The sequence below is a fragment of the Streptomyces sp. HUAS MS02 genome, from assembly GCF_055702265.1.
Genome location: NZ_CM146747.1, coordinates 3,815,761 through 3,840,485, shown reverse-complemented (window position 1 = coordinate 3,840,485; position 24,725 = coordinate 3,815,761). Strand labels below are relative to the sequence as shown.

Sequence of the window (24,725 nt, the reverse complement as noted above, 5' to 3'; positions counted from 1 at the left end):
GGGTCGGAAGAATCGTGGAGAACCTGATTGCGCTGCTGGTCGCGGCGCCCCTGCTCGGAGCCGCCGTCCTGCTGTGCGGTGGCCGGCGCCTCGACGCCGTCGGCCACTGGATCGGCACGGCCCTCGCCGCGGCCTCCTTCGTCGTCGGCGTGGTCCTCTTCGCCGACATGCTCGGCAAGGACGCCGAACACCGCGAGATCGGTCAGTACCTGTTCAGCTGGATCCCCGTCGAAGGCTTCCAGGCCGACGTCGCCTTCCAGCTCGACCAGTTGTCGATGACGTTCGTGCTGCTGATCACCGGAGTCGGCTCGCTCATCCACGTGTACTCCATCGGGTACATGGAGCACGACGAGCGCCGACGCCGCTTCTTCGGCTATCTGAACCTGTTCCTCGCGGCGATGCTGCTGCTGGTCCTCGCCGACAACTACCTGTTGCTGTACGTCGGCTGGGAGGGCGTCGGCCTCGCCTCCTACTTGCTGATCGGCTTCTGGCAGCACAAGCCCAGCGCCGCCACCGCCGCGAAGAAGGCCTTCCTGGTCAACCGCGTCGGCGACGTCGGGCTGTCCATCGCCATCATGCTGATGTTCACCACCTTCGGGACCTTCGCCTTCGGGCCGGTCCTGGGGGCCGTCGGCGAGACCAGTGAGGGCACGCTCACCGCGATCGCCCTGATGCTGCTGCTCGCCGCGTGCGGCAAGTCCGCCCAGGTGCCGCTGCAGTCCTGGCTCGGGGACGCGATGGAGGGCCCGACCCCGGTCTCCGCCCTCATCCACGCCGCGACCATGGTCACCGCCGGTGTCTACCTGATCGTCCGCTCCGCGAACATCTTCAACGCCGCCCCGGACGCACAGCTCGTCACCACCGTCGTCGGCGCGGTCACGCTCCTCTTCGGTGCGATCGTCGGTTGCGCGAAGGACGACATCAAGAAGGCCCTCGCCGGCTCGACGATGTCGCAGATCGGGTACATGGTGCTGGCCGCCGGGCTCGGCCCCATCGGCTACGTCTTCGCGATCATGCACCTGGTGACGCACGGCTTCTTCAAGGCCGGTCTCTTCCTCGGCGCGGGCTCGGTCATGCACGGCATGAACGACGAGGTCGACATGCGCAAGTACGGCGGCCTCAGGAAGTACATGCCGGTCACCTTCGTCACCTTCGGCCTCGGCTACCTCGCCATCATCGGCTTCCCCGGGCTGTCCGGCTTCTTCTCCAAGGACAAGATCATCGAGGCGGCCTTCGCCAAGGGCGGCACCGAGGGCTGGATCCTCGGCGGCGTGGCCCTGCTGGGCGCGGCCATCACCGCGTTCTACATGACGCGCGTGATGCTGATGACGTTCTTCGGCGAGAAGCGCTGGCAGCCCGACGAGCACGGCCATGAACCGCACCCGCACGAGTCCCCCAAGATCATGACGATCCCCATGATCGTCCTGGCCGTCGGATCGGTCTTCGGCGGTGCCTACTTCAGCATCGGCGACCGGTTCATCCACTGGCTGGAGCCCGTCACCGGCCACACGCACGGCCACCCGCCGATCAGCGCCCTGACGGTGACGATCTCCACGGTCGCCGTGATGGTCATCGGCGTCGGCCTCGCCTGGCTCCAGTACGGGCGCAGGCCCGTCCCCGTCGTCGCCCCGCGCGGATCGCTGCTCACCCGGGCCGCCCGGCGCGACCTCCTCCAGGACGACTTCAACCACGTCGTCCTCGTCCGCGGCGGAGAGCACCTCACGCGCTCCCTCGTCTACGTCGACCACACCCTGGTCGACGGCGTCGTCAACGGCACGGCGGCCTCGATGGGCGGCCTCTCCGGGCGGCTGCGCCGGATCCAGAACGGCTATGCCCGGTCGTACGCGGTCTCGATGTTCGGCGGCGCTGCGATCCTCATCGCCGCGACCCTGCTGATGAGGGCGGTCTGATACCGATGTCCTTTCCTCTGCTGACAGCGACGGCGGCGCTCCCGGCCCTCGGGGCGATCGCCACGGCCGCCGTCCCGGCCCAGCGGCGCAACGCCGCGAAACTGCTGGCGCTGACCGTCTCGCTGGGCACGCTGGTGCTCGCCGCGATCGTCGCGTTCCGCTTCGACCCCGGCGGCGACCGGTACCAGCTCACCGAGTCCCACGCCTGGATCGCGGACTTCGGGGTGCGCTACGAACTGGGCGTCGACGGCATCGCGGTGGCGCTGATCGGGCTCACCGCCCTGCTGATCCCGTTCATCATCCTCGCGGGCTGGCACGACGCGGACCCCGTGGAGACGGGTAGCAAGCGGTGGCGACCGACTCAGGGCTACTTCGCTCTCGTTCTGGCCGTCGAGGCGATGGTGATCATCTCCTTCGAGGCCACCGACGTCTTCCTCTTCTACATCTTCTTCGAAGCCATGCTCATCCCGATGTACTTCCTCATCGGCGGCTTCGGCGACCGTGCCCACCAGCACGGCGAGGAGACGGCGGCCACGCAGCGCTCGTACGCCGCCGTGAAGTTCCTCCTCTACAACCTGGTCGGCGGTCTGATCATGCTGGCCGCGGTCATCGGCCTGTACGTGGTCGCCGGGAACTTCTCGCTCCCGCAGATCGCCGAGGCCCGTGCCAACGGCACGCTGGAGATGGCGACCAGCACCGAACGGTGGCTGTTCCTCGGCTTCTTCTTCGCGTTCGCGGTGAAGGCGCCGCTGTGGCCGCTGCACACCTGGCTGCCCAACGCCATGCAGGAGTCCACCGCCCCGGTCGCCGTCCTCATCACGGCCGTCGTCGACAAGGTCGGCACCTTCGCGATGCTCCGCTTCTGCCTCGGACTCTTCCCCGAGGCCAGCACGTGGGCGACGCCCGTGATCCTCGTCCTGGCGCTGATCAGCATCATCTACGGGGCGCTGCTCGCCGTCGGCCAGCGCGACATCAAGCGGCTGGTGGCGTACGCGTCGATCTCGCACTTCGGCTTCATCATCCTGGGCATCTTCGCGATGACCAGCCAGGGCCAGTCCGGCGCGACGCTCTACATGGTCAACCACGGCATCTCGACCGCCGCCCTGATGCTGGTCGCCGGATTCCTGATCTCCCGGCGCGGCTCCCGGCTCATCGCCGACTACGGCGGGGTGCAGAAGGTCGCGCCGGTGCTCGCCGGCACCTTCCTGATCGGTGGTCTCGCGACGCTGTCGCTGCCCGGACTGGCCCCGTTCGTCAGTGAGTTCCTGGTCCTGGTCGGCACGTTCGCGCGCTACCCGGTGGTCGGGATCATCGCCACCGTCGGCATCGTCCTCGCCGCGCTCTACACCCTCGTCCTCTACCAGCGGACGATGACGGGCCCGGTGAAGGCCGAGGTCGAGGGGATGCCCGACCTGAGGGTGCGCGAGCTCGTGGTCGTCGCCCCGCTGGTCGCGCTGCTGATCTTCCTGGGTGTCTTCCCGAAGCCGCTCACCGACATCGTCAACCCGGCGGTCGAGCACACCATGTCCGACGTCCAGAAGAAGGACCCCCAGCCCGAGGTGGAGGCGGCCAAGTGAGCGCATCAGCCGTCCACAGCCTGTGGACAACCGCGGCCGACCCGATCACCAAGATCGACGCGCCGAAGATCGAATACGGGCAATTGTCGCCCACCCTGATCGTCATCGGTGCGGCGATCATCGGGGTGCTGGTCGAGGCCTTCGTCCCGCGCAAGTCCCGTTACCACGTCCAGGTGTTCGTCTCCGTGGTCGCCCTCGCGGCGTCCTTCGCGGCGGTCGTCGCCCTCGCGGCGGGCGGATACGGCACCACGAAGGCCGGCATCGCGGCCATGGGCGCCATCGCCGTGGACGGACCGGCCCTGTTCCTCCAGGGCACGATCCTCCTCGCCGGCGTCCTCGGCGTCTTCACCTTCGCCGAACGCCGCCTCGACCCCGAGACCCACGGCAACAAGGTCGACTCCTTCGCCGCCCAGGCCGCCTCCGTGCCCGGCAGCGACAGCGAGAAGGCCGCCGTCAGGGCCGGGTTCACCACCACCGAGGTCTTCCCGCTGCTGCTCTTCGCGATCGGCGGCATGCTGATCTTCCCGGCGGCCAACGACCTGCTGACCCTCTTCATCGCCCTGGAGGTCTTCTCCCTCCCGCTGTACCTGCTGTGCGCCGTGGCCCGCCGCAAGCGGCTCATGTCGCAGGAGGCCGCCGTCAAGTACTTCCTCCTCGGCGCCTTCGCCTCCGCCTTCACCCTCTTCGGCATCGCCCTGCTCTACGGCTACGCGGGCTCGGTGAAGTACGCGACGATCGCCCAGGTCGTCGACGGCACCATCGGCGACATCAACCCCGCCCTCGCCGACACCATGGGCAACGACGCGCTGCTGCTCATCGGCGCCGCGATGCTCGTCATGGGCCTGCTGTTCAAGGTCGGCGCGGTGCCGTTCCACATGTGGACCCCGGACGTCTACCAGGGCGCCCCCACCCCGGTCACCGGCTTCATGGCCGCCGCGACCAAGGTGGCCGCCTTCGGCGCGCTGCTCCGGCTCCTGTACGTCGTGCTGCCCGGCCTGCGCTGGGACTGGCGGCCAGTCATGTGGGCCGTCGCCATCGTCACCATGCTGGGCGGCGCGATCGTGGCCATCACCCAGACCGACATCAAGCGCCTGCTCGCCTACTCGTCGATCGCGCACGCCGGCTTCATCCTCGCCGGTGTCATCGCGGCCTCGCCCGACGGCGTCTCGTCCGTGCTGTTCTACCTCGGCGCCTACTCCTTCGTGACCATCGGCGCGTTCGCCGTGGTCACGCTGGTGCGCGACGCGGGCGGCGAGGCCACGCACCTGTCCAAGTGGGCCGGGCTCGGCCGCAGGTCCCCGCTGGTGGCGGCCGTGTTCGCGGTCTTCCTGCTGGCCTTCGCGGGCATCCCGCTGACCTCCGGGTTCGCGGGCAAGTTCGCCGTGTTCAAGGCGGCCGCCGAAGGCGGCGCGGGCGCGATCGTCGTGGTCGGTGTGATCTCCTCGGCCATCGCCGCGTTCTTCTACATCCGCGTCATCGTGCTCATGTTCTTCAGCGAGCCCCGCCCCGAGGGGCCGACGGTCGCCGTGCCGTCACCGCTGACCATGACCGCGATCGCGGTCGGCGTCGCCGTCACCCTGGTGCTCGGCGTCGCACCGCAGTACTTCCTGGACCTGGCGGGGCAGGCGGGAGTGTTCGTGCGCTGAGGCTCCGCCCCGGCGCGGCGCGCTCGGCCACGGTTCGTGCGACGGGCCCGGTCTCCTCCAGGGGGCCGGGCCCGTCGCTGTCGTACATATGAGCGAGCGGTGGCGCGGTCGAATACGGCCTCGCACGGGTGGAGCCTGTGGATAACTCTGAGGCTGTCGGTGCGGGCGCCTATCGTGGCAAGGGCTGGAGGAACCACGGACGGCACAGGACGCAAGGGTGCGGCGGGCGGGCCATGATCGGGACGGGCGGGACGAGTGTGATGGCGGACGAGGACAGGACGACCGGGTCGGACAGCGAGGCGCTGGCCGTGCTCCACCGGGTCTTCGGATACGACGCCTTCCGGGGCGAGCAGGAAGCGGTCATCGAGCACGTGGTCGCGGGCGGCGACGCCGTCGTTCTCATGCCGACCGGCGGCGGAAAGTCCCTGTGCTACCAGATCCCGTCCCTGGTCAGGCCCGGCACGGGCATCGTGGTCTCCCCGCTGATCGCGCTCATGCAGGACCAGGTGGACGCCCTGCGGGCCCTCGGCGTACGCGCCGGGTTCATCAACTCCACCCAGGACTTCGACGAGCGGCGGGTGGTCGAGGCGGAGTTCCTCGCGGGCGAGCTGGACCTCCTCTACCTCGCGCCGGAGCGCCTGCGGCTCGACGCCACCCTCGATCTGCTGGGCCGCGGCAAGATCTCCGTCTTCGCGATCGACGAGGCACACTGCGTCTCCCAGTGGGGCCACGACTTCCGGCCCGACTACCTCTCCCTCTCCCTCCTGGGCCGACGCTGGCCGGACGTGCCGCGCATCGCGCTCACCGCCACCGCCACCCGCGCCACGCACCGCGAGATCACCGAGCGGCTCGACATGCCCCGGGCCAGGCACTTCGAGGCCAGCTTCGACCGGCCCAACATCCAGTACCGCATCGTGCCCAAGGCCGACCCGAAGAAGCAGCTCCTGTCCTTCCTGCGCCAGGAACATCCGGGCGACGCCGGCATCGTCTACTGCCTCTCCCGCAACTCCGTCGAGCGGACCGCCGAGTTCCTCAGCAAGAACGGCGTGGAGGCGGTGCCGTACCACGCGGGCCTCGACGCGGGCACCCGCGCGGCACACCAGTCACGGTTCCTGCGTGAGGAAGGGCTCGTGGTCGTCGCCACGATCGCCTTCGGCATGGGCATCGACAAACCCGACGTCCGGTTCGTCGCCCACCTCGACCTGCCGAAGTCCGTCGAGGGCTACTACCAGGAGACCGGCCGCGCCGGCCGAGACGGGCTGCCGTCCACGGCCTGGATGGCGTACGGCCTGAACGACGTCATACAGCAGCGCAAGATGATCCAGGGCAGCGAAGGCGACGAGGCGTTCCGCCGCCGGGCCGCCAGCCACCTCGACGCCATGCTGGCGCTCTGCGAGACCGCGCAGTGCCGGCGCGGCCAGCTCCTGCAGTACTTCGGCCAGGAACCCCAGGCCGAAGGCTGCGGCAACTGCGACACATGCCTCCTGCCACCGGAGACCTGGGACGGCACCGTCGCCGCGCAGAAGGTGCTCTCCACGGTGGTGCGGCTCCAGCGCGAACGCGGGCAGAAGTTCGGCGCCGTGCAGATCGTCGACATCCTGCTCGGGCGGCGGACCGCGAAGGTCATCCAGTTCGACCACGACCAGCTCTCCGTCTTCGGCATCGGCGAGGAACTCGGCGAGGGCGAATGGCGGGGCGTAGTAAGGCAGTTGCTCGCCCAGGGGCTCCTCGCGGTCGAGGGCGAGTACGGCACGCTCGTGCTCACGGAGGACAGCGGAGCGGTGCTGCGTCGCGAGCGGGACGTGCCGCTGCGCAAGGAACCGAAGAAGCCGGTGACCTCGCGGGCGGCGTCGGGCGGCGGTTCGGGCGGCTCAGGCTCCGGCCGGGGTGAGCGCAAGGCCAAGGCGGCGGCCGTCGAACTGTCGGACGACCTGATCCCCGTCTTCGAGGCCCTCCGCGCCTGGCGCGCCGAACAGGCCCGCGAGCAGGGCGTCCCCGCCTACGTCATCTTCCACGACGCCACCCTCCGCGAGATCGCGGCCACCGCGCCCGCGTCCGTCGCCGAGCTCGGCACGATCAGCGGAATCGGCGAGAAGAAGCTGGCGACGTACGGGGAGGGGGTGTTGGGGGTGCTGGCCTCGCTGGGCGGAGCCGGAGCCGGAGCCACAGCCGAGGCAGGGGCCACGGCCGGGGCTGGTAGCGCGGGCGCGGCTGGGGCCGGAGGCACGAGCGGAAGTGGGGCCAGGGCCGCGGACGGGGAGTCGGCCGTCGCCTCCGGCGGGGCGCAGGGCGCGGCGCGCGGCTCCTCCACGGAGGCGGACGCCTTCGACTGGCCTGACGACGAGCCGGAGCCCGAATTCGACGACTGGGCGTAGGGGACACGCGACACGGCGGTGAGGGGAGGGGGCCCGACCATGGAGGCACAGGACACGGCACAGAGGCTGCGGGCGATCAGCGGGGAGCTGGCGGACCGTTTCTACGAGCGGGCCGACGTGGTGCGCACGCTCGTGGTGACCCTGCTGGCCGGGCAGCACTCGCTGCTGCTCGGCCCACCCGGCACGGCGAAGTCCGAGATGGCCAGGGACCTCACCGCCAGGTTCGACGGGGCGGCGTACTGGGAGATCCTGCTGTCGAAGTTCACCGCGCCGACCAGGATGTTCGGCCCCATCGACGTCGCCGCGCTGACCCGGGGCGAGTACCGCCAGGTGTACGAAGGCCGCGCCACGACCGCGCATGTCGCGTTCATCGACGAGATCTTCAAATGCTCCACGGCCGCACTCAACGAGACCCTGGGCTATCTCAACGAGCGGATCTACCACCCCGAGAACGGCGGCGAGCCGATCCGCTGCCCCCTGATCGGGGCCATCACGGCCAGCAACGAACTGCCCACGGGAGAGGACTCCGCCGCGATCTACGACCGACTGCTGGTGCGGATCGAGGTCGGCTATCTGGAAGACCCCTCGAACTTCGCCGCGCTGGTCCGCTCCGCCGTCAGCCGCCCGACACCACCGACACGGACCACCGTCGAGCTGACCGCGCTGCGGCAGGCCGTTGCCGAGGACGTCCCGGCCGTGGAGGTGCCCGACGGCATCGTGGACGCGGTGTGCACTCTCCGGGCGGCCCTGCGGCGCCGCGAACTCATCGCCTCCGACCGCCGCTGGCGGCAGGCGGTGGGCCTGCTCCAGGCGTCCGCTTACCTCGACGGCCGCCCGGCGGTCGCCGAGACCGACCTGTCGATCCTGACCCATGTGCTGTGGGACTCCCCGGCCGAACGCCCCACCGTCGAGCGCGAGGTGCTGCACCTGGTCAACCCCGACGCCAAGGAGGCGCTCGACCTGGCCGACGCCATGGACGAACTGGAGGCCCAACTCGACGCCATGGCAGGGCAGTCCCGCGAGGCACTGAGCGAATGGGTCATCAAGAAGGCCCACAACAAGCTGGCCACGGCGGGGAAGCGGCTGGAGCAACTGCGCGAGGAGGCGATGAGCGTCGGCCGCTCCACCGCCGCCATCGACCGTGTCACCGGCCGCCAGCGCGCCGTCCGTGCCCGCGTCCTCACCGAGGCCCTCGGCGTGGACGCGAGCACGGTGCAGGCGAGGGTCTGAGAACAGGGGGAGGAGGGGGGACAACCATGGATGTGAATGTGGATGTGGACATGGATGTGGAGGTGGCATCGGGCAGGCTGGACGAGTTGGCGGGGCGGGCCGGGGAGTGGGTGGGGCTGTCGGCCGCCGGGGCCGAGCGGTACACGGGGGCCGTGGTCGGGGACCGGTTCGACCGGATCGCGTGGCGTGACACCTACGAGCAGTCGGCCGGTCTGCGCGAACTGGCCGAGGAGCTGAACCGGCACGACGGCGGGGACCACGGCCACACCGCCGCCGACGGCCACACCGTCGACTACGACCGCACCACCGAGCATGACCGCACCACCGACCGTGCATGTGTCGCCGACCTCCTGAGTGATGTGTTCCTGGCCGCGTACAAAGTCCGGCCGAAGCTGCGTGAGCGTGCGGAGATGGCGCCCGCCCGGCTGGTCAACCACCAGGTGATCACCTCGCTGGTGGAGTCACCGGAGTTCACCGAACTGCACCGGGAGACGGCCGGGGATCCCTACGCCGCAGCCATGGCCGTCCTCACCCAGGCCGAGGCGTTGCGCCGGATGCTGGACCACACCCGGCACGCCCGGGAGCGGGCCGAGCAGGCGGGCAGAGCCCGGGCGGAAGCAGCGGACGCGGCGACCGCCGTGGGCGAGGAACTCCGGCGGGCGGCGGGCGAGGCCCAGGAGGACGGCACCGTGCGGGCTCAGGCCGCCGACACCGTACGGCGGGCGATCGAGGGCGCCGAGAACGCCGAGGCTGCGGCGCGGCAGGCCGCACTGGACGCCGAGCGGGCCGTCGCGACGGCGGCGCCCGGAATCCGTACCGCCGCACGGAACGCGGTGGCGCGGGCCGCCGAGACCGTGCGGCAGGAGGCCGCGCTGATGCGGGCGTGGGGTGTCGGCTCCGGGGAGCTGGAGCGGATGCGGTTCGACGAGCGGGCCCGACTCGCCGAACGGCTGCGGACCGGCCGCCTCGCGGAGTGGGCCGAACTGATCGGCCGCTTTCGGCAGATGGCCGACGGCGAGCGCGCCCGCAAGGTGGAGAACGCCGTCGGCGAACTGGTCGGCGTCACCCTCGGCGACGACCTCTCCCGGGTCATCCCCTCCGAGCTGGCCAACCTCGGACTGCCCGAGCTGCGTGCGGTGTTCGCCGCGCGGTACGCGGCCGGGGAGCTGATGCTCTACGACGGTCAGGGGGAGCAGGCGACCGGCAAGGGTGCCGTCATCGCGTGCGTCGACACCTCGCACTCCATGTACGAGGCGGGGCCCGGCGGTGTCACCCGGGAGGCGTGGGCCAAGGCCTGCGCCCTGGCCCTGCTGGACCAGGCCCGGCACGCGGGTCGGGACTTCGTCGGCATCCTGTTCTCCGCCGCCGACAAGATCCAGGTGTTCCGCTTCCCCGGGGGCGAGTCTGCCGACCTGGCTCGGGTCATCGAGTTCGCGGAGACCTTCCTGGGCGGTGGCACCAGCTACCAGACGCCCCTCACGGCGGCCGGGGAACTGCTGAGGGAGGAGTACGACGACACGGCCCGCGCCCGCGGGGACATCGTGATGATCACCGACGACGACTGCGGCGTCACCGCGGACTGGATGCGCGGCTGGCACGACGCCAAGCACGAGCTGGGCTTCCGCGTCTTCGGCGTGGCCGTGGGCGCCCCACGCGTCGCCGAGTCCGACTCGGTCCTCGACACCCTCTGCGACAACCTCCGCTCCATATCCGACCTCACGGACGTCCACGCCGCAGCCGACCTCTTCCGCGTGATCTGATCCGACGACGTCCGGTACCACGGCAGAGGCGGAACCTGCGGCGGCCTGCCGCGCCTGCGGCCGGACCTCCTCGGTGCGGGAGCCGCCCCGGTCCACGCCCTCACTCCTGGGGGAGGACGCCCGGTCTACCCCTGAGTCCGGACGCGCCGGTCTACCCCTGAGTCCGGACGCGTCGTTCCACCCCGGGCCCGGCGCGCCGGTCTACCCCTGTGCCCCCGCCACCCTCCCCCTGACCTCGCCCAGACCCACCTTTGTGCCGTTCGGGCCCGGGGCCCATGCCGTGAGGGTCACCTCGTCGCCGTCCTCCAGGAACGTGCGCTTGCCGGTCGGGAGGTCGAGCGGGTCGCGTCCGTTCCAGGTGAGCTCCAGCAGTGAGCCCCGTTGGTCGGGGTCGGCCCCGCTGACCGTGCCGGAGCCGTACAGGTCGCCCGTGCGCAGCGAGGCGCCGTTCACCGTCATATGGGCCAACTGCTGCGCGGCCGTCCAGTACATCGTGGCGAAGGGCGGCTCCGAGACGACATGCCCGTTGATCGCGACGCTGATCCGCAGGTCGTACCCGCCGGGATCGATGTCCGGCGCGGCGTCGTCCAGGTAGGGCAGCAGCGGGTGTGTGCGCTCGGGCGGCGCCACCCGCGCCTCCTCCAGCGCCTCCAGCGGTGTGACCCAGGCCGAGACCGACGTGGCGAACGACTTCCCGAGGAACGGCCCGAGCGGCACGTACTCCCAGGCCTGGAGGTCGCGCGCCGACCAGTCGTTGAGGAGACACATCCCGAAGACGTGGTCGCGGAAGTCCCCCAGCCCCACCGGCCGGCCCCGCTCCGAGGGCGCCCCCACCACGAAGCCGACCTCCGCCTCGATGTCCAGCCGTACCGACGGCCCGAACACCGGCGCCGGATCGGCCGGCGCCTTGCGCTGCCCGGCCGGCCGCACCACCTCCGAGCCGGACACCACGACCGTGCCGGACCGGCCGTGGTAACCGATGGGCAGGTGCTTCCAGTTGGGCGTCAGCGGGTCGGGCGCGTCGGGACGGAAGATCCGCCCCACGTTCCGGGCGTGGTTCTCGGAGGCGTAGAAGTCGACGTAGTCGGCCACCTCGAACGGCAGGTGCAGTGTCACCGAGGACAGCGCGTGGAAGTGCGGCGCGATCGTCTCGCGGTGCGAGGGCACCGTCAGCCACGCCGTGAGCGCCCGGCGCAGGTCCGACCAGGCCGTGCGCCCCGCCGCCAGCAGGGGGTTCAGCGTGGGGTGCGCCAGCAGCGCGGCGTACGGGGAGCCGAGGGCGTGGGCCGCCGCGGCGGCGTCGAGGACGTGGTCGCCGAGACGGACGCCGACGGTACGGGTGCCGGTGGTCCCGGCGTAGGCCGAGGGGGCGTCGGACGCGGCGAGGGAGAAGACGCCGTAGGGAAGGTTGTGCGGACCGAAGGGGTGACCCTCGGGGACGTCGAAGGGGTGACCCTCGGGGACCTCGTCGGGGACATCGAAGGGGGGCATCGGGTGCTGCCTCGCTCTCGTGCGTTCCGTCGTACCTCTGGTCGCGGCTCACGTTACGGGGCGGTGCCAAGATCGGGGAGTGTCTAAAGAGTTCGCAATGTCCTGATAGGGGAGGGTCGGAAGGAAAGGTTCCGGCTTAGCGTCCTCTGGGGGACACGGACGGGGTGGGTCCGGGTCCGGTAGGGGGGACACGTGGGGGGACCCGTGGCCATGGGCACTTGGGGTGCGCCGGTACAGGCGGACCGAGACGTTCCGGGACTGGTCGTGAAGCTCGGCGACTATCCGCTGCACCACGGCGGCGTCGGAGCCATCCGCAGCCTGGGCCGGCTCGGCGTGCCGATGTACGCGATCACGGAGGACCGGTACACACCGGCCGCCGTCTCGCGCTATCTGCGGCGCGCGTTCGTGTGGCCGACCACCGGCACGGAGGAGCCCGGGTGGCTGGTCGACGGGCTGCTGCGCATCGGCCGGCGGATAGGGCGGCCCACCGTGCTCGTCCCCACCGACGAGGAAGCCGCGGTACTCATCGCCGAACACCAGGAGGAACTGGCGACCCGCTTCCTCTTCCCCCGCGTCGACGCCAAGCTCCCGCGCCGCCTCGCCAGCAAACAGGGGCTGCACGAACTCTGCGTGGAGCACGGCATCGCCAGCCCCGCGAGCTCGTTCCCGCAGTCGTACGAGGACGTGGAACGGTTCGCGCAGCGGGCCCGCTTCCCCGTGGTGGCCAAGAACCGGGAGGCGTTCGAACGACGCCGGCAGCCCGCGGTGAACGGCACGACCCGCATCGCCGACCGGGAGTGCCTGCTGCGGCTGGCCCGCGGCTGGGGCGACCGGCCCGGGGTGATCCTCCAGGAGTACCTGCCGCGGGAGGACGCCGAGGACTGGATCGTGCACGCCTACTTCGACGCGGACTCCACACCGCTCGCGATGTTCACCGGGGTGAAGGTGCGGTCCTGGCCGCCGCACGCGGGGATGACGGCGAACGCGTACGTCGTCGACAACCCCGAACTCGCGGACATCGCCGCCCGGTTCATCAAGCAGATCGGGTTCTCCGGCGTCATCGACCTCGACCTGCGGTTCGACCGGCGGGACGGGCGGTACAAGCTGCTGGACTTCAACCCGCGGATGGGCGCGCAGTTCCGGCTGTTCGAGAACGAGGCCGGGATCGACGTCGTCCGCGCCATGCACCTCGATCTGACCGGACGCCCGGTGCCGGAGGGGGAACAGCTCGCCGGGCGCCGGTACATCGTGGAGAACATCGATCTGCCCGCCCTGCTCGCCTACCGGCGCAGCGGCTACACCACCCCGCATGCGCCGCCGCGCGCGAGCGGGACCGAACTGGCATGGCTCGCGGGTGACGACCCGCTGCCGTTCCTCACGATGCTCGCGCGCTTCGTACGACCGGGCGCGAAGCATCTCTACCAGCTGTGGCGGGCCAACCGCCTCGGCAACGCCCGTGTGCGCCCCTAGGCCGTGTCCGACCTGGCCCGTAGGGCCCTGGGGCCGTCGGCGCACGCGGGCACGTGCGTGACCACACGAAGTAGGCATGAGGCGTCCTGGGGAGGGACTTCGTGATTCAACCGGTAGCAGTCATCGGTGCCGGGCCGTTCGGTCTGTCCACCGCCGCGCATCTGCGGGCGCGCGGCATTCCCGTCCGTGTCTTCGGTGAACCCATGGTGAGCTGGCGGGACAACATGCCCGCCGGGATGCTGCTGAAGTCCACGCCGGCCGCGTCGAGCATCGACGCGCCGCAGCACGGCCACACCCTGGCCGACTACTGCGACGCGGCGGGGATCAGGCGGCTGGTGACGGACGAGGACATCATCCCCGTCGAGACCTTCATCTCCTACGGCGAGTGGTTCCAGCAGCGGCTCGTGCCCGACCTGGAACGGGTGCGCGTGGTCTCGGTGGACCGGAACGAGAGCGGCGGCTTCGAACTGAAGCTGGACTCGGGGGAGTCGTTCGCCGCGCGGGCCGTCGTCGTGGCGAGCGGGCTGTTCGGGCTGGCGCACCTGCCGGCCGAGCTGGCGGGCGCGGTCGTGGACGGCCCCACCCCCGCGGGGCCCGTCTCGCACAGCTCCCAGCACGCCGACCTGAGCCGGTTCAAGGACCGGGAACTGATCGTCGTGGGCGCGGGGCAGTCCGCCCTGGAGACGGCGGTCCTGGCGGCCGAGGCCGGCGCGCGGGTCCAGGTGGTGGCGCGCGGGCACGGCGCCGTGGCCTTCGGCGCGCCCCCGTGGCGGCAGCCGAGGCTGCGCCCCGCGTCGCCGTTCGGGCGGGCCTGGTCGCTGTGGGCGCTCAGCTACTACCCGCACCCCTACCGGTACCTGCCCGCCGCCGGCCGGCACTACCTGGTCCGCCGGGTGCTCGGGCCGCTGGGCGCGTGGTGGCTGCGGGACCGGTTCGAGGGGCGTGTGGAGGTGCGGGAGGTGGAGCGGGTCGTGCGGGCCGGCGTCATCGACGGGCGCCCGGTCCTCGTGGCGCGCGGGCACGACGGTCGTACGGCGGAGCTGGGCGCGGATCATGTCATCGCGGCGACGGGGTACCGGGTGGACCTCGGGGCGATGGGGTTCCTCGGGCACGAACTCCGCGCGGAGCTGGGTGTGAGCCGGGGGACACCGGTGCTGGGGGCCGGGTTCCGGTCGTCGATCCCGGGGCTGTACTTCACGGGGTTGCCGGCGGCGGCGTCGTACGGGCCGGTGATGCGGTTCGTGTGCGGGACGGAGTTCGCTTCGCCTCGGTTGGCGCGGCATTTGGTCGCCGCTCACGGGTGAGGGTTCCGGGGTGAGCTCGGGTGGGGGCGGTGCGTCGCGGGGTGCGGGTCCGGTGGGGGTTCTCGCACCCACGCGGCGGAGCCGCATGTCGGTACAGCCCCGCGCCCCTTTCGAGGCCTGCGGCCATCTCAAAGGGCGCGTGCCCCATCCAGTCCCCCTGAACCCCCGTTCGGACAAAGGGGGTTGACCTCAGGGGGCGTCAGGGGGTTCCGGGGCGGTCGGGGTGGCGTACGTCGTCCGGTTCGGGTCGAACCGATGGGGCGTCGCATCCGTATTCTCTGATCATGGCCGCTCCCACCGCATATTCACTCATCGCCACTGACCTGGACGGAACCCTCCTGCGCAGTGACGACACGCTCTCCGACCGGTCCCTCGCCGCGCTGGCGCGGGCCACGGAGGCCGGTGCTCAGCATCTCGTGGTGACGGGACGGCCGGCGCCGAGAGTGCGCCCCCTCTTCGACGACCTCGGCAGCAGGGGGCTCGCGGTGTGCGGACAGGGCGCGCAGTTGTACGACCCCGGCGCGGACCGGCTGCTCTGGTCGGTCACCCTGGACAGGGAACTCGCCGAGACCGCGCTCGGCAAGATCGAGGCCGAGGTCGGACAGGTGTACGCGGCCGTCGACCAGGACGGCGTCGACGGCCTCACCCTGATCGAGCCCGGCTACCTCATGCCGCACCCCACGCTGCCGGCGGTGCGGGTGCCGCGCCGGGACGACCTGTGGTGCGAGCCCATCAGCAAGGTGCTGCTGCGCCATCCCTACCTGTCGGACGACGAGTTGGCCTCGGCGGCGCGGATGGCGGCCGGCTCGCTGGCGACGGTCACGATGTCGGGGCCCGGCACCGTCGAACTCCAGCCATGCGGCATCACCAAGGCGACGGGGCTCGCGCTGGCCGCCGACCACCTCGGGCTGACCCCCGACGCGACCATCGCCTTCGGGGACATGCCCAACGACATCCCGATGTTCGACTGGGCCGCGCACGGCGTCGCCATGGCCAACGCCCACCCCGAGCTCAAGGCCGTCGCCGACGAGGTGACCCTCTCCAACGAGGACGACGGGATCGCGGTGGTGCTGGACAGGCTGTTCCGCTGAGACAGAGCGTTCCCCTGGGCCCGCCGGCCCAGGGGAACGCTCACGGAGCCGGTGAGGGCTCAGTGGTGAAGACTCAGTACGGACCGAAGACGTTGTCGATCGAGCCGTACCGGTCGGCGGCGTAGTTGCAGGCCGCCGTGATGTTCGCGACCGGGTCGTACGGGTCGTACGGGGTGCCGGACACGTGGTAGGCGGCGAACGTCGGGTCGATGACCTGGAGCAGGCCCTTCGACGGGGTGCCCGCGGCCGCGTTGGAGTCCCAGTTGTTGATCGCCAGCGGGTTGCCCGACGACTCGCGCATGATGTTGCGGTGGATCCCGTTGTACGACCCGGGAATTCCCTTTTGCGCCATGATGTCCAGCGACTCCCGGATCCAGCCGTCGAGGTTGTCCGGGTACGTCTTGACCGACGCCTGCGTGGCCTTGGCGGTCTTCGTGGCCGTCGACGCCTTCTTCGCCGTGGCCGCCTTCGTCCCGTCCACCTTCAGCTTCAGACCCGGACGGATCAGGGCCGGGTTGTCGCCGACGGCGGTGCGGTTGTCCTTGTAGAGCCGCTGCCAGCCGCCCTTGACGCCGTGCTTCCGGGCGATGGAGGAGAGCGTGTCGCCGGAGACCACGGTGTAGGTCGCGGACTTGGGCTGCGTCGCGGCCGGCGCGGACTGCGGCGCCGACTGGACGGAGCCGACGGCCTGGGCCGGGGTGGCGGCGCTCGCGGTCGTGGCGACCGTGAGCGGGAGGGCCAGGGCGGCCCCGCCCGTTCCGGCGGCGAGCACGCCACGGGTGAACGCGTTGCTTCTGGGACGGCGGTGTTTGCCTCGTGCGGGCATGGCGGATTCCTCTCCGTCGCCTGCGGGGTGAGCTGTCGGGTTCGGGCTGGAGATGCCCGGCCGCGCGCGCCCTCCCGGCGGCCGCTGTGCGTGTCGCGTCCGCTGGGCGTGCCGTGCGTGGCTTCACCCCTAGCCGGTCCGATGGGGGAAATGTCGGACCGGCGCTTACCTGGGTCCCCCGCTCCTGCCGTGCGTGGATGAGTGGTGATGGGTGGGGAGTCCGGGCGGCGGCAGGATTCGGCGGTCCGTCCGGACGGGGTGTGAACGTATGCGAGAGCACACGATCGGAACAAGTCCCGGTTTGGCCGGTAGGTCTAGTTGACCTTGAGTTTGGTGTGATTCGGTGGCTATTTCCGATGCGTGTTCCGGGGTCAACTTGCCTACCGCAAAGGGAAAGTCGGCGTGGTGACGGATGGTTGCGTCGTGCGGGGCTGGTGACTCAACTCACGGGAGGAGTGGGGTGAAGTGCTGGCTATGCGGCAAATCGGTCAAGTCGGGCTGTGTGTTCGCGGGCGAATCCGAGGGAGTTCGGAGGTTCGTGCGGGTCTTCGGGTGTCCGCGGGGGTCTCCGGATGCCGGTGGGGGTCTCCGGCGGTGGAGCGGGTACCCGGGGCGGACCTCGCGCGGGTGCCGTACGCGCGCGTCGACCCGTGGGCGCTCGTGGTGATCGAAAGGTGACCGGATACGCTGACTCGGGTGATGGCAGCGACAGATCGACAAACTGTGTCATCGACCGTGAGAGCGAACCAGACCGACCGTGTGACCGTGTGATCGTCAGTAGACGTCAGCAGACAGGAGAACCCTCGTGACCGTCGTCGAGCCGTTTGGGCTGAGCGCGCGGGACCAGGCTCTCGAAGCCGATGTCCAGGCCGGGATGGCGGCCGTCGAGGAGGGTCTGCTGGAGGCGACCAAGAGCGAGGTCCCCTTCATCCAGGAGGCCGCCCAGCACCTGCTGCGCGCGGGCGGCAAACGGTTCCGCCCCCTGCTGGTGATGCTCGCGGCGCAGTTCGGCGACCCGTACGCGCCGGGCGTCGTGCCCTCGGCGGTCGTGGTCGAGCTGACGCACCTCGCCACGCTGTACCACGACGACGTGATGGACGAGGCCGAGGTGCGCCGGGGCGTGCCGAGCGCCAACGCCCGCTGGGACAACTCCCTCGCCGTCCTCACCGGCGACTTCCTCTTCGCCCGCGCCTCCCACGTCCTCGCCGACCTCGGCCCCGACGCCGTCCGCATCCAGGCCGAGGCCTTCGAGCGGCTGGTCACCGGGCAGATCCTGGAGACCGCCGGGCCGCGCGACGGCCGCGACCCGATCGACCACTACCTCGACGTGCTCGGCGGCAAGACCGGCTCGCTGGTCGCGGTCGCCGGACGGCTCGGCGCGCTGATGGCCGGGGCCGACGAGACCGTGGTCGACATCCTCACCCAGTACGGGGAGCGGCTCGGCGTCGCCTTCCAACTCGCCGACGACGTCCTCGACATCGCCTCCGACTCGCACGAGTCCGGCAAGACCCCCGGCACGGATCTGCGCGAGGGCGTGCCGACCATGCCGGTGCTGCGGCTGCGCGAGCGGGCGGGCCGGCTGGGGCTGGCCGACGACATCGCCCTGTGCGAGCTGCTCGACTCCGACCTCACCGACGACGCCCGCCACGCCGAGGCCCTGGCCCGGCTCCGCGTCCACCCCGCCCTGGAGCAGGCCCGCCGCGACACGATCCGCTACGCGGAGGAGGCCCGCGCCGTGCTCGCCCCCCTCCCGGACTGCGACGCGAAGGCGGCCCTGGTGGAGCTGTGCGACGCCGTGGTGCACCGCGCCGGATAGCGACCGCGCCGGACGGGGCTTGTGCCGGACAGCCGTCCGCGCTGGATGGCTACCGTGCAGGGCGGGTCCTGTGCCGGACAGCCACCGGCGCCGGATGGCTACCGCGCCTGGACCGGTCCAGCGCCGGACAGTCACCGGCGCCGGACGGTCCTCGGTCCTCGGTGCGTCGGCGTACGGCCGGCCGCCGGTCGCCCGATCGTTCCCGCGCCTGACTACTTCCAGTCACCGCGCCGGATCGTCTCCGGGCCGGTCGCCGGCGGCGTCCCCTACGGGTCGTGGGGAGGCGCCGCCTCGTCATGTCATCCCTGACGGTTCGCCGTGTCATCCCGTAGCAGTACGTGGAGTTGAGCCCCGAGTCTGACGATTCCCGCTGGCCGATTTGGTCAGATGGGTATCACCACTCCTCACCGATTCGGGTGAGAATGGCGGCTGAGAGCAGACGCCGCCGCCGACGACGGAGGTAAGGCACACATGGCACCGTACGAAACCGACGACAGCGCCCGGTCCGGCGACGCGGCCGCGCTCGCCGCCGAGGCCGAGGAGGCGCGCTCGGCACGGCGACGCAAGGCCGCACGGTACGTCGTCCCGGTCACCGTGCTGGGCGTGGCGGCCGCGACCATCGGGCTCGTCCCGGCCTTCGCCGGCTCCGGTGACCCCGATCTGCCGAAGATCAGCGCACAGGAACTCATCGAGAAGATCGCCGCGTCCGACGTACAGCAGGTGTCCGGCACGGTGAAGATCACCACGGATCTGGGCCTGCCCGACCTGGGCGGTCTCACTGACAGCCTGGGATCGCAGGGCGCCCCCGGCGGCGACGGCGGTTCCTCCGCCGACCCGTCCTCCAAGCTGCTCGAACTCGCAACCGGCACCCACACGTTGCGGATCGCCGCCGACGGCCCCGACAAGCAGAAGCTGTCGCTGCTGGACGAGGCGGCCGAGTACAGCGTCATCCACAACGGCGACGACCTGTGGGCGTACGACAGCGCCTCGAACGAGGTCTACCACGCGACCGACGCCGGCCCGAAGGGCGAGGGCGAGGACCGCGCGGGCAAGGGCGGCAAGGACGCCCCGGACACCGCCGAGGACGTACCCGCCACGCCCCAGCAGCTCGCCGAGGAGGCCCTGAAGGCCGTCGACGACACCACGTCCGTGGCCGTCGACGGGACCGCGCAGGTCGCCGGGCGGGACGCGTACAAGCTGGTCATCAAGCCGAAGCAGTCCGGCTCCACGGTCGGGGCGATCTCCATCGCCGTCGACGAGAAGACGGGGCTGCCGCTGAAGTTCACGCTCACCCCGGCGAGCGGCGGCGCGGCCGTCGTGGACGCGGGCTTCACGAAGGTCGACTTCGGCAAGCCGAGCGCGTCGACGTTCGACTTCACCCCGCCGAAGGGCGCGAAGGTCACCGAGGCCGACGAGGTCGAGAAGTCGGGCAGCCACGAGTCCGGGTCCGGCGACTCCGTGTTCGAGGGGCCCGGCAAGCACGGGGAGTTCAAGAACGAGGACGGCAAGGGGCTCAAGGGTTCCGAGGGTTCCGAGGGCTCCGAGGAGGAGTTCGCGAGCGGGCTCGGTGGACTGAAGACGATCGGCAAGGGCTGGAGCACCATCGCCGTGATCGACGGCGGCTCCGAGGCCGGCCTGCCGACCGGCGGCGGCGAGTCGTCCGGCGACGCCCGGGTCGACGGCTTCCTGAACTCCCTCGGCGACCAGGTCAAGGGCGAGTTCGGCTCGGGTACGGTCTTCAAGACCCGGCTGATCAACGTCCTCTTCACCGACGACGGCAAGGTGTACGCGGGCGCCGTCACCAAGGACGCCCTGGTGAAGGCGGCGAACGCGGCGAAGTAGAGCCGCCGGGCGCGGTGACGCCGGTTCGGTGAAGCCGCCTCGGTGGGCCGGGGCGGTGGAGCGGTGGCACCGGTTCGGTGGGCCGGAGCGGTGCAGGAGTGACGTTCGGCTGTGGGCCGGGACGGCTGGTACGACGCCGTCCCGGCCCCTCGGCCGTACCCGAGGGGAGCCATGAGCGACGCAGCCATCCACACCCAGGGGCTGACCAAGACCTTCCGCGGCGGACAGGTGGCCGTGGACCACCTGGAGCTGACGGTTCCCAGCGGCAGCGTCTTCGGCTTCCTCGGCCCGAACGGCTCGGGCAAGACCACCACCATCCGCATGCTGATGGGCCTGATCGAGCCGACCTCGGGCACGGCCCAGGTCCTCGGCCGGCCCATGCCGCGCTCCTCCCGGACCGTCCTCCCGCATGTCGGCGCGCTCATCGAGGGCCCTGCCCTCTACGGCTTCCTCTCAGGCCGAGACAACCTGCTCCGCTACGACTCCGCCGACCCGACCGCCGACCCGCGCACCCGGCGTACGCGGGTCGCGGCCGCCCTCGACCGGGTGGGGCTCGCGGCCGCCGCAGGCAAGAAGGCGAAGGCGTACTCGCTCGGCATGAAGCAGCGGCTGGGCCTCGCGGCAGCCCTGCTCCAGCCGCGCCGCCTGCTCGTCCTCGACGAGCCGACGAACGGGCTGGACCCGCAGGGGATGCGTGAGATCCGCACCCTGGTGCGGGAGTTGGCGTCCGACGGCACCACCGTCTTCCTCTCCTCCCACCTCCTCGACGAGATCGAGCAGGTGTGCACGCACGCCGCCGTCATGGCCCGGGGCCGGCTCATCACCCAGGGCGCGGTGACCGAACTGGCCGCCGGCGCACGCGGCCGTCTCGTCGTCACCACCCCCGACACGGCGGACGCGGCCCGGGTGCTCAAGGAGCAGGGAATCGCGGACGTGGTCGTGGCCGAGGCGGGAGGCCGGGTGACGGCGGAACCGCCCCCGCCCGACCGCGACCTCGCCGAACTGACCGCCGCACTGGTCACCGCGGGCGTCCGCGTCCGCGGCTTCGCCCTCGAACGCGCCTCCCTGGAGGACGCGTTCGTGGCACTCACGGGGGAGGGTTTCGATGTCGCGGGCTGACACGTCCGGGCCGCAGGCCCCGCAGGAGACGCCGGGCACGCAGGAGACGCCGGGCACGCCGGGCACGCCGGGTACGCCGGGTACGCCGGGTACGCCGGGTACGCCGGGTACGCCGGGTACGCCGCCGGAGGCGACCGCACCGGCCGCCGTACAGGCCACCGCCCCCGCGCGCACCCCCAGCCTCCTGTGGACCTTCGGTCTGTTCCGCAGCGAGTTGCTGACGACCTTCCGGCGGTGGCGGACGATCGCGCTGCTGGGTGTTCTCGCGGCCGTGCCGATCCTCGTCGGGATCGCGGTGCGGATCGAGACGGGCGACGGGTCGTCCATGGGTGGCGGACCCGAGGGCGGTGGCGGCGGTGGCGGGCCCGCGTTCATCGCGCAGATCACCAACAACGGTCTGTTCCTGGTGTTCACGGCGCTGGCCGCGACACTCCCCTTCTTCCTGCCGATGGCCGTCGGCGTGATCGCCGGGGACGCGATCGCGGGCGAGGCGAACGCGGGCACCCTCCGCTACCTCCTGGTCTCACCCGCGGGCCGGACCCGGCTGCTGCTCACCAAGTACGCGACGACCATGACGTTCTGCCTGGTCGCGACCTTGGTCGTGGCGGCCTCCGCACTGGCGGTCGGGGCGCTGCTGTTCCCACTCGGGGACCTCACCACGATCTCCGGTACCCGGATCAGCTTCGCCGAGGGCCTGCTGCGGGCCCTGCTGATCGCGCTGGCGGTGGCGGCGTCACTGATCGGCGTCGCTGCCCTCGGGCTGTTCATCTCCACCCTCACCAACAGCGGCATCGCCGCCATGGCCACCACGGTCGGGCTGCTCATCACCGTCCAGATCCTCGACCAGATCCCCCAGCTCGACGCCCTCCACCCGTACTTCTTCTCCCACTACTGGCTCTCCTTCGCCGACCTGATGCGCGAGCCGGTCTACTGGGACGACCTCCAGCGCAACCTGGGCCTCCAGGCCGTGTACGCGGCGGTGTTCGGGTCGGCGGCGTGGGCGAGGTTCACGGCGAAGGACATCACCGCCTGACGCGACGGCTCAGGCGGCGGCCTCCTCCTCCGTGTCGTACGGGAAGCGCGCGAACGGCGGCTCCGTGGTGAGGAAGGTCTTCGCCCGGGTCAGGGCGGCGGTGTCCCGGAGCACGTCGCCGGGCTTGCTGCCGTTGCCCAGGAGCACTCCGCCGAAGCGCATGCCCAGGTACGCGGCCGAGTGGTTGAGCGTCCCGACGAGGGGCTCGGCGACCTCCTCCTCTTCGTGGGCGAGCGCGGTGACGCCCCAGAGGGTGCGGCCGGCCATGGTCTTCTTGAAGTCGACACCGGGGGTGCGCAGCCAGCCCGACCAGTGGTCGAGGTAGCGCTTGACGTGGGCGGACACGGAGTACCAGTACAGCGGCGACGCGATCACGATGTCCGTGGCCGCGAGCGTGGCGTCCAGCAGCAGCGCCCGGTTGTCGCCCTCGGGCCGTACGTGGTCACTGTCGTGCCGCAGGTCCTCGAAGTCCGGCAGCGGATGCCGGGCCAGATCGATCCACACCTGCGCGACCTCGGCCGGCAGCTGTTCCGCCGCCGCGCGGGCCAGCATCTCGGTGTTGCCGTCGGACCGGCTGCTGCCGAGCACGAACAGGAAACGGCGGGTCATGGGGTCCCCCTGGGTATGCGGCGTGCGACGATTACATGCACTGACAATATATGCGTACGCATGAGATTCCAAGAGGGGGCTACTGGGCTACTCCCGGACGGCCTCGGCGGCCTCCGCCACGCGGAGGAGCAGGGCTTCCTCGCCGGGTCGGGCGACGAGTTGGAGGCCGACCGGGCAGCCGTCGGCGTCGAAGCCGGCCGGGATGCTCAGCGCCGGGTGGCCGCTGAGGTTGAACGCCCAGGTGAGGGCCGTGGAGTAACGGTCACCGGGACCGTCGTGACCGTGCGGGGGGTTGGGCGTCGTGGGGGTGAGGATCAGGTCGGCCCCGGCGAAGAACGTGGCGAGCCGTCGGTCGTTCTCGGCGCGGATCTCTTGGGCCGCGCGAAGGTCCGCCGGGTCGACACGGGCGTCAGCCCCGGAGCCGGAGCCGGAACCGGCCCCGGCCCCGGACCGGGTCCCGGCGCGGAGGGTGAGCCAGGCGGGCCCCGGGTCCTCCAGGACGAGCGCGCCGGACGGCCCCGGGGGAGAAGGGGCCTGCCGCACGAGCCCCGCGCCGGCGAGGCGAAGGGCGGCGGCACGGGCGATCGCGACGAGCCCGGGTTCGACGTCGGCGAACCCGAGGTCGTCCGACCAGACGGCGACGGGGGGAGTCGGGGCAGCGGATGGAGGGTTGACGGCGGGCGCCGGCTCCCGCGCGGCTCCGGCGGCTTCCGTCACGCAGCGCCAGTACGCCGCCGCGTCGGACGCGTGGCGGGTGAGGACACCGGCCGAGGCGAGGCCGGTGCGGTCGGCGGAGGGGAGGAGCCCGTTCGTGGACTTCAGGCCGACGATGCCGCACCAGGCTGCCGGGATGCGTACCGACCCGGCGCCGTCCGTGCCGGTCGCCAGCGGTACCAGGCCCGCGGCGACCGCCACCGCCGACCCGGCGGAGGAGCCGCCCGGCGTACGGTCGGCCCGCCAGGGGTTGACCGTACGGCCGCCGGCCCCGAGACCCCAGGTCTGCCAGGGCGTACCCGGGCCGGGCACGGAGGTCGCGCCCACGGGGACGCACCCGGCGGCGACCAGCGCGCGGGCCGCCGCCGTACGCCGCCCGGACCGCCCCTTCACGCCGATCGGCACCCCGGCCAAGGGCAGCCGCACGCCCGCGGCGACGCGCACATCCACCTCCCCGGCCTGCCGCAGGGCCTCCTCCGCCCACACCTCGATGAACGCGTGCAGCGTGGGCTCGGCCCGCTCGATCCGGGCGAGCGCCGCCGCGACGACATCGACGGCTCGCCACTCACCCGCGCGCACGCCGTCGGCGATCCGCATGGTCGGCAGCGCCGCGAGCCCGTCGTCGACGGGGCCGTCGGGCGGCTGTGGTGAGTGAGGGTGCGGGGAGGTGTGCGGGTCCATGACCTTCCGGGGTGTTCGCTCTGCTCGGGCGGGTTGGCTGCTCGGGCTGGTGGGCTGGCGGGTGGGTCAGGATCGTGCGGCTGCTCGCTCTCGCTGGGGATCTCGCGTCTCGCGGCTCCTGGATCGCAGCTCGGGTCCCGCCCATCCCTCGGCTTGCCCGCATGCCCACTTGCCCGCTTCTTCAGCGTGCCGGGCCGCCCGGGCCGCCCGGCGCGGGCGGGGTCGGCGGCT

17 protein-coding genes are annotated in these 24,725 nt (G+C 71.6%); 13 read left to right on the top strand and 4 right to left on the bottom strand.

The window, feature by feature from the left end; translation table 11 throughout:
* The first annotated feature begins 14 nt into the window (after positions 1-14).
* The 6 genes from nuoL to ACZ9QC_RS16335 all read left to right on the top strand — a co-directional run bounded on the left by nuoL (position 15) and on the right by ACZ9QC_RS16335 (position 10,498).
* Positions 15-1,910: an NADH-quinone oxidoreductase subunit L gene (nuoL, locus tag ACZ9QC_RS16360; RefSeq protein ID WP_472920784.1), complete on the top strand. Its 1,896-nt coding sequence runs from the start codon at positions 15-17 to the stop codon at positions 1,908-1,910.
* Positions 1,911-1,915: 5 nt separating this feature from the next.
* Positions 1,916-3,487: an NADH-quinone oxidoreductase subunit M gene (locus ACZ9QC_RS16355; RefSeq protein WP_472920783.1), complete on the top strand. Its 1,572-nt coding sequence runs from the start codon at positions 1,916-1,918 to the stop codon at positions 3,485-3,487.
* The gene (nuoN, locus tag ACZ9QC_RS16350; RefSeq protein WP_472920782.1) at positions 3,484-5,133 is read left to right on the top strand and encodes an NADH-quinone oxidoreductase subunit NuoN; all 1,650 of its coding nucleotides are present in this window, start codon (positions 3,484-3,486) and stop codon (positions 5,131-5,133) included. The genes ACZ9QC_RS16355 and nuoN overlap by 4 nt, the downstream gene beginning before the upstream one ends.
* A 233-nt stretch (positions 5,134-5,366) precedes the next feature.
* Positions 5,367-7,508, top strand: a complete 2,142-nt coding sequence (recQ, locus tag ACZ9QC_RS16345; protein ID WP_472920781.1) for a DNA helicase RecQ — start codon at positions 5,367-5,369, stop codon at positions 7,506-7,508.
* 39 nt (positions 7,509-7,547) lie between these two features.
* A complete protein-coding gene (locus ACZ9QC_RS16340) occupies positions 7,548-8,738 on the top strand; it encodes an AAA family ATPase (RefSeq protein ID WP_472920780.1) in 1,191 nt (396 codons plus the stop codon).
* Positions 8,739-8,764: 26 nt separating this feature from the next.
* A complete protein-coding gene (locus tag ACZ9QC_RS16335; RefSeq protein WP_472920779.1) occupies positions 8,765-10,498 on the top strand; it encodes a VWA domain-containing protein in 1,734 nt (577 codons plus the stop codon).
* 201 nt (positions 10,499-10,699) lie between these two features.
* Here ACZ9QC_RS16335 and fahA read toward each other — a convergent pair whose 3' ends face one another.
* The gene (gene fahA / locus ACZ9QC_RS16330; RefSeq protein WP_472920778.1) at positions 10,700-11,989 is read right to left on the bottom strand and encodes a fumarylacetoacetase; all 1,290 of its coding nucleotides are present in this window, start codon (positions 11,987-11,989) and stop codon (positions 10,700-10,702) included.
* Positions 11,990-12,199: 210 nt separating this feature from the next.
* Between fahA and ACZ9QC_RS16325 the strand changes: the two genes are divergently transcribed.
* From ACZ9QC_RS16325 to ACZ9QC_RS16315, 3 genes are all read left to right on the top strand, one after another.
* On the top strand, positions 12,200-13,459 hold the full coding sequence (locus ACZ9QC_RS16325; protein ID WP_472921707.1) for a carboxylate--amine ligase: 1,260 nt from the start codon (positions 12,200-12,202) through the stop codon (positions 13,457-13,459).
* 101 nt (positions 13,460-13,560) lie between these two features.
* Positions 13,561-14,763: an NAD(P)-binding domain-containing protein gene (locus ACZ9QC_RS16320; protein WP_472920777.1), complete on the top strand. Its 1,203-nt coding sequence runs from the start codon at positions 13,561-13,563 to the stop codon at positions 14,761-14,763.
* 284 nt (positions 14,764-15,047) lie between these two features.
* Positions 15,048-15,854, top strand: a complete 807-nt coding sequence (locus ACZ9QC_RS16315) for an HAD family hydrolase (RefSeq protein WP_472920776.1) — start codon at positions 15,048-15,050, stop codon at positions 15,852-15,854.
* 73 nt (positions 15,855-15,927) lie between these two features.
* Here the strand turns inward: ACZ9QC_RS16315 and ACZ9QC_RS16310 are convergent, their stop codons facing one another.
* The gene (locus tag ACZ9QC_RS16310; protein ID WP_472920775.1) at positions 15,928-16,680 is read right to left on the bottom strand and encodes a transglycosylase SLT domain-containing protein; all 753 of its coding nucleotides are present in this window, start codon (positions 16,678-16,680) and stop codon (positions 15,928-15,930) included.
* Positions 16,681-17,485: 805 nt separating this feature from the next.
* Here ACZ9QC_RS16310 and ACZ9QC_RS16305 point away from each other — a divergent pair.
* The 4 genes from ACZ9QC_RS16305 (at position 17,486) to ACZ9QC_RS16290 (ending at position 22,490) form a co-directional block, all read left to right on the top strand.
* Entirely contained in the window at positions 17,486-18,496 is a 1,011-nt protein-coding gene (locus ACZ9QC_RS16305) for a polyprenyl synthetase family protein (protein WP_184904774.1), read from the top strand.
* 471 nt (positions 18,497-18,967) lie between these two features.
* Entirely contained in the window at positions 18,968-20,338 is a 1,371-nt protein-coding gene (locus ACZ9QC_RS16300) for a LolA family protein (RefSeq protein ID WP_472920774.1), read from the top strand.
* A gap of 171 nt (positions 20,339-20,509) precedes the next feature.
* On the top strand, positions 20,510-21,457 hold the full coding sequence (locus ACZ9QC_RS16295; protein WP_472920773.1) for an ABC transporter ATP-binding protein: 948 nt from the start codon (positions 20,510-20,512) through the stop codon (positions 21,455-21,457).
* On the top strand, positions 21,444-22,490 hold the full coding sequence (locus tag ACZ9QC_RS16290; protein WP_472920772.1) for an ABC transporter permease: 1,047 nt from the start codon (positions 21,444-21,446) through the stop codon (positions 22,488-22,490). The genes ACZ9QC_RS16295 and ACZ9QC_RS16290 overlap by 14 nt, the downstream gene beginning before the upstream one ends.
* A gap of 9 nt (positions 22,491-22,499) precedes the next feature.
* On the opposite strand, the gene ACZ9QC_RS16285 is transcribed toward ACZ9QC_RS16290, so the two are convergent.
* Together ACZ9QC_RS16285 and ACZ9QC_RS16280 are read right to left on the bottom strand one after the other, a co-directional pair.
* Positions 22,500-23,099 (bottom strand): flavodoxin family protein, encoded by a 600-nt coding sequence (locus tag ACZ9QC_RS16285; RefSeq protein ID WP_472920771.1) that lies wholly within the window; start codon positions 23,097-23,099, stop codon positions 22,500-22,502.
* 87 nt (positions 23,100-23,186) lie between these two features.
* The gene (locus ACZ9QC_RS16280; RefSeq protein ID WP_472921706.1) at positions 23,187-24,410 is read right to left on the bottom strand and encodes an amidase family protein; all 1,224 of its coding nucleotides are present in this window, start codon (positions 24,408-24,410) and stop codon (positions 23,187-23,189) included.
* Between the last annotated feature and the right edge of the window lie 315 nt (positions 24,411-24,725).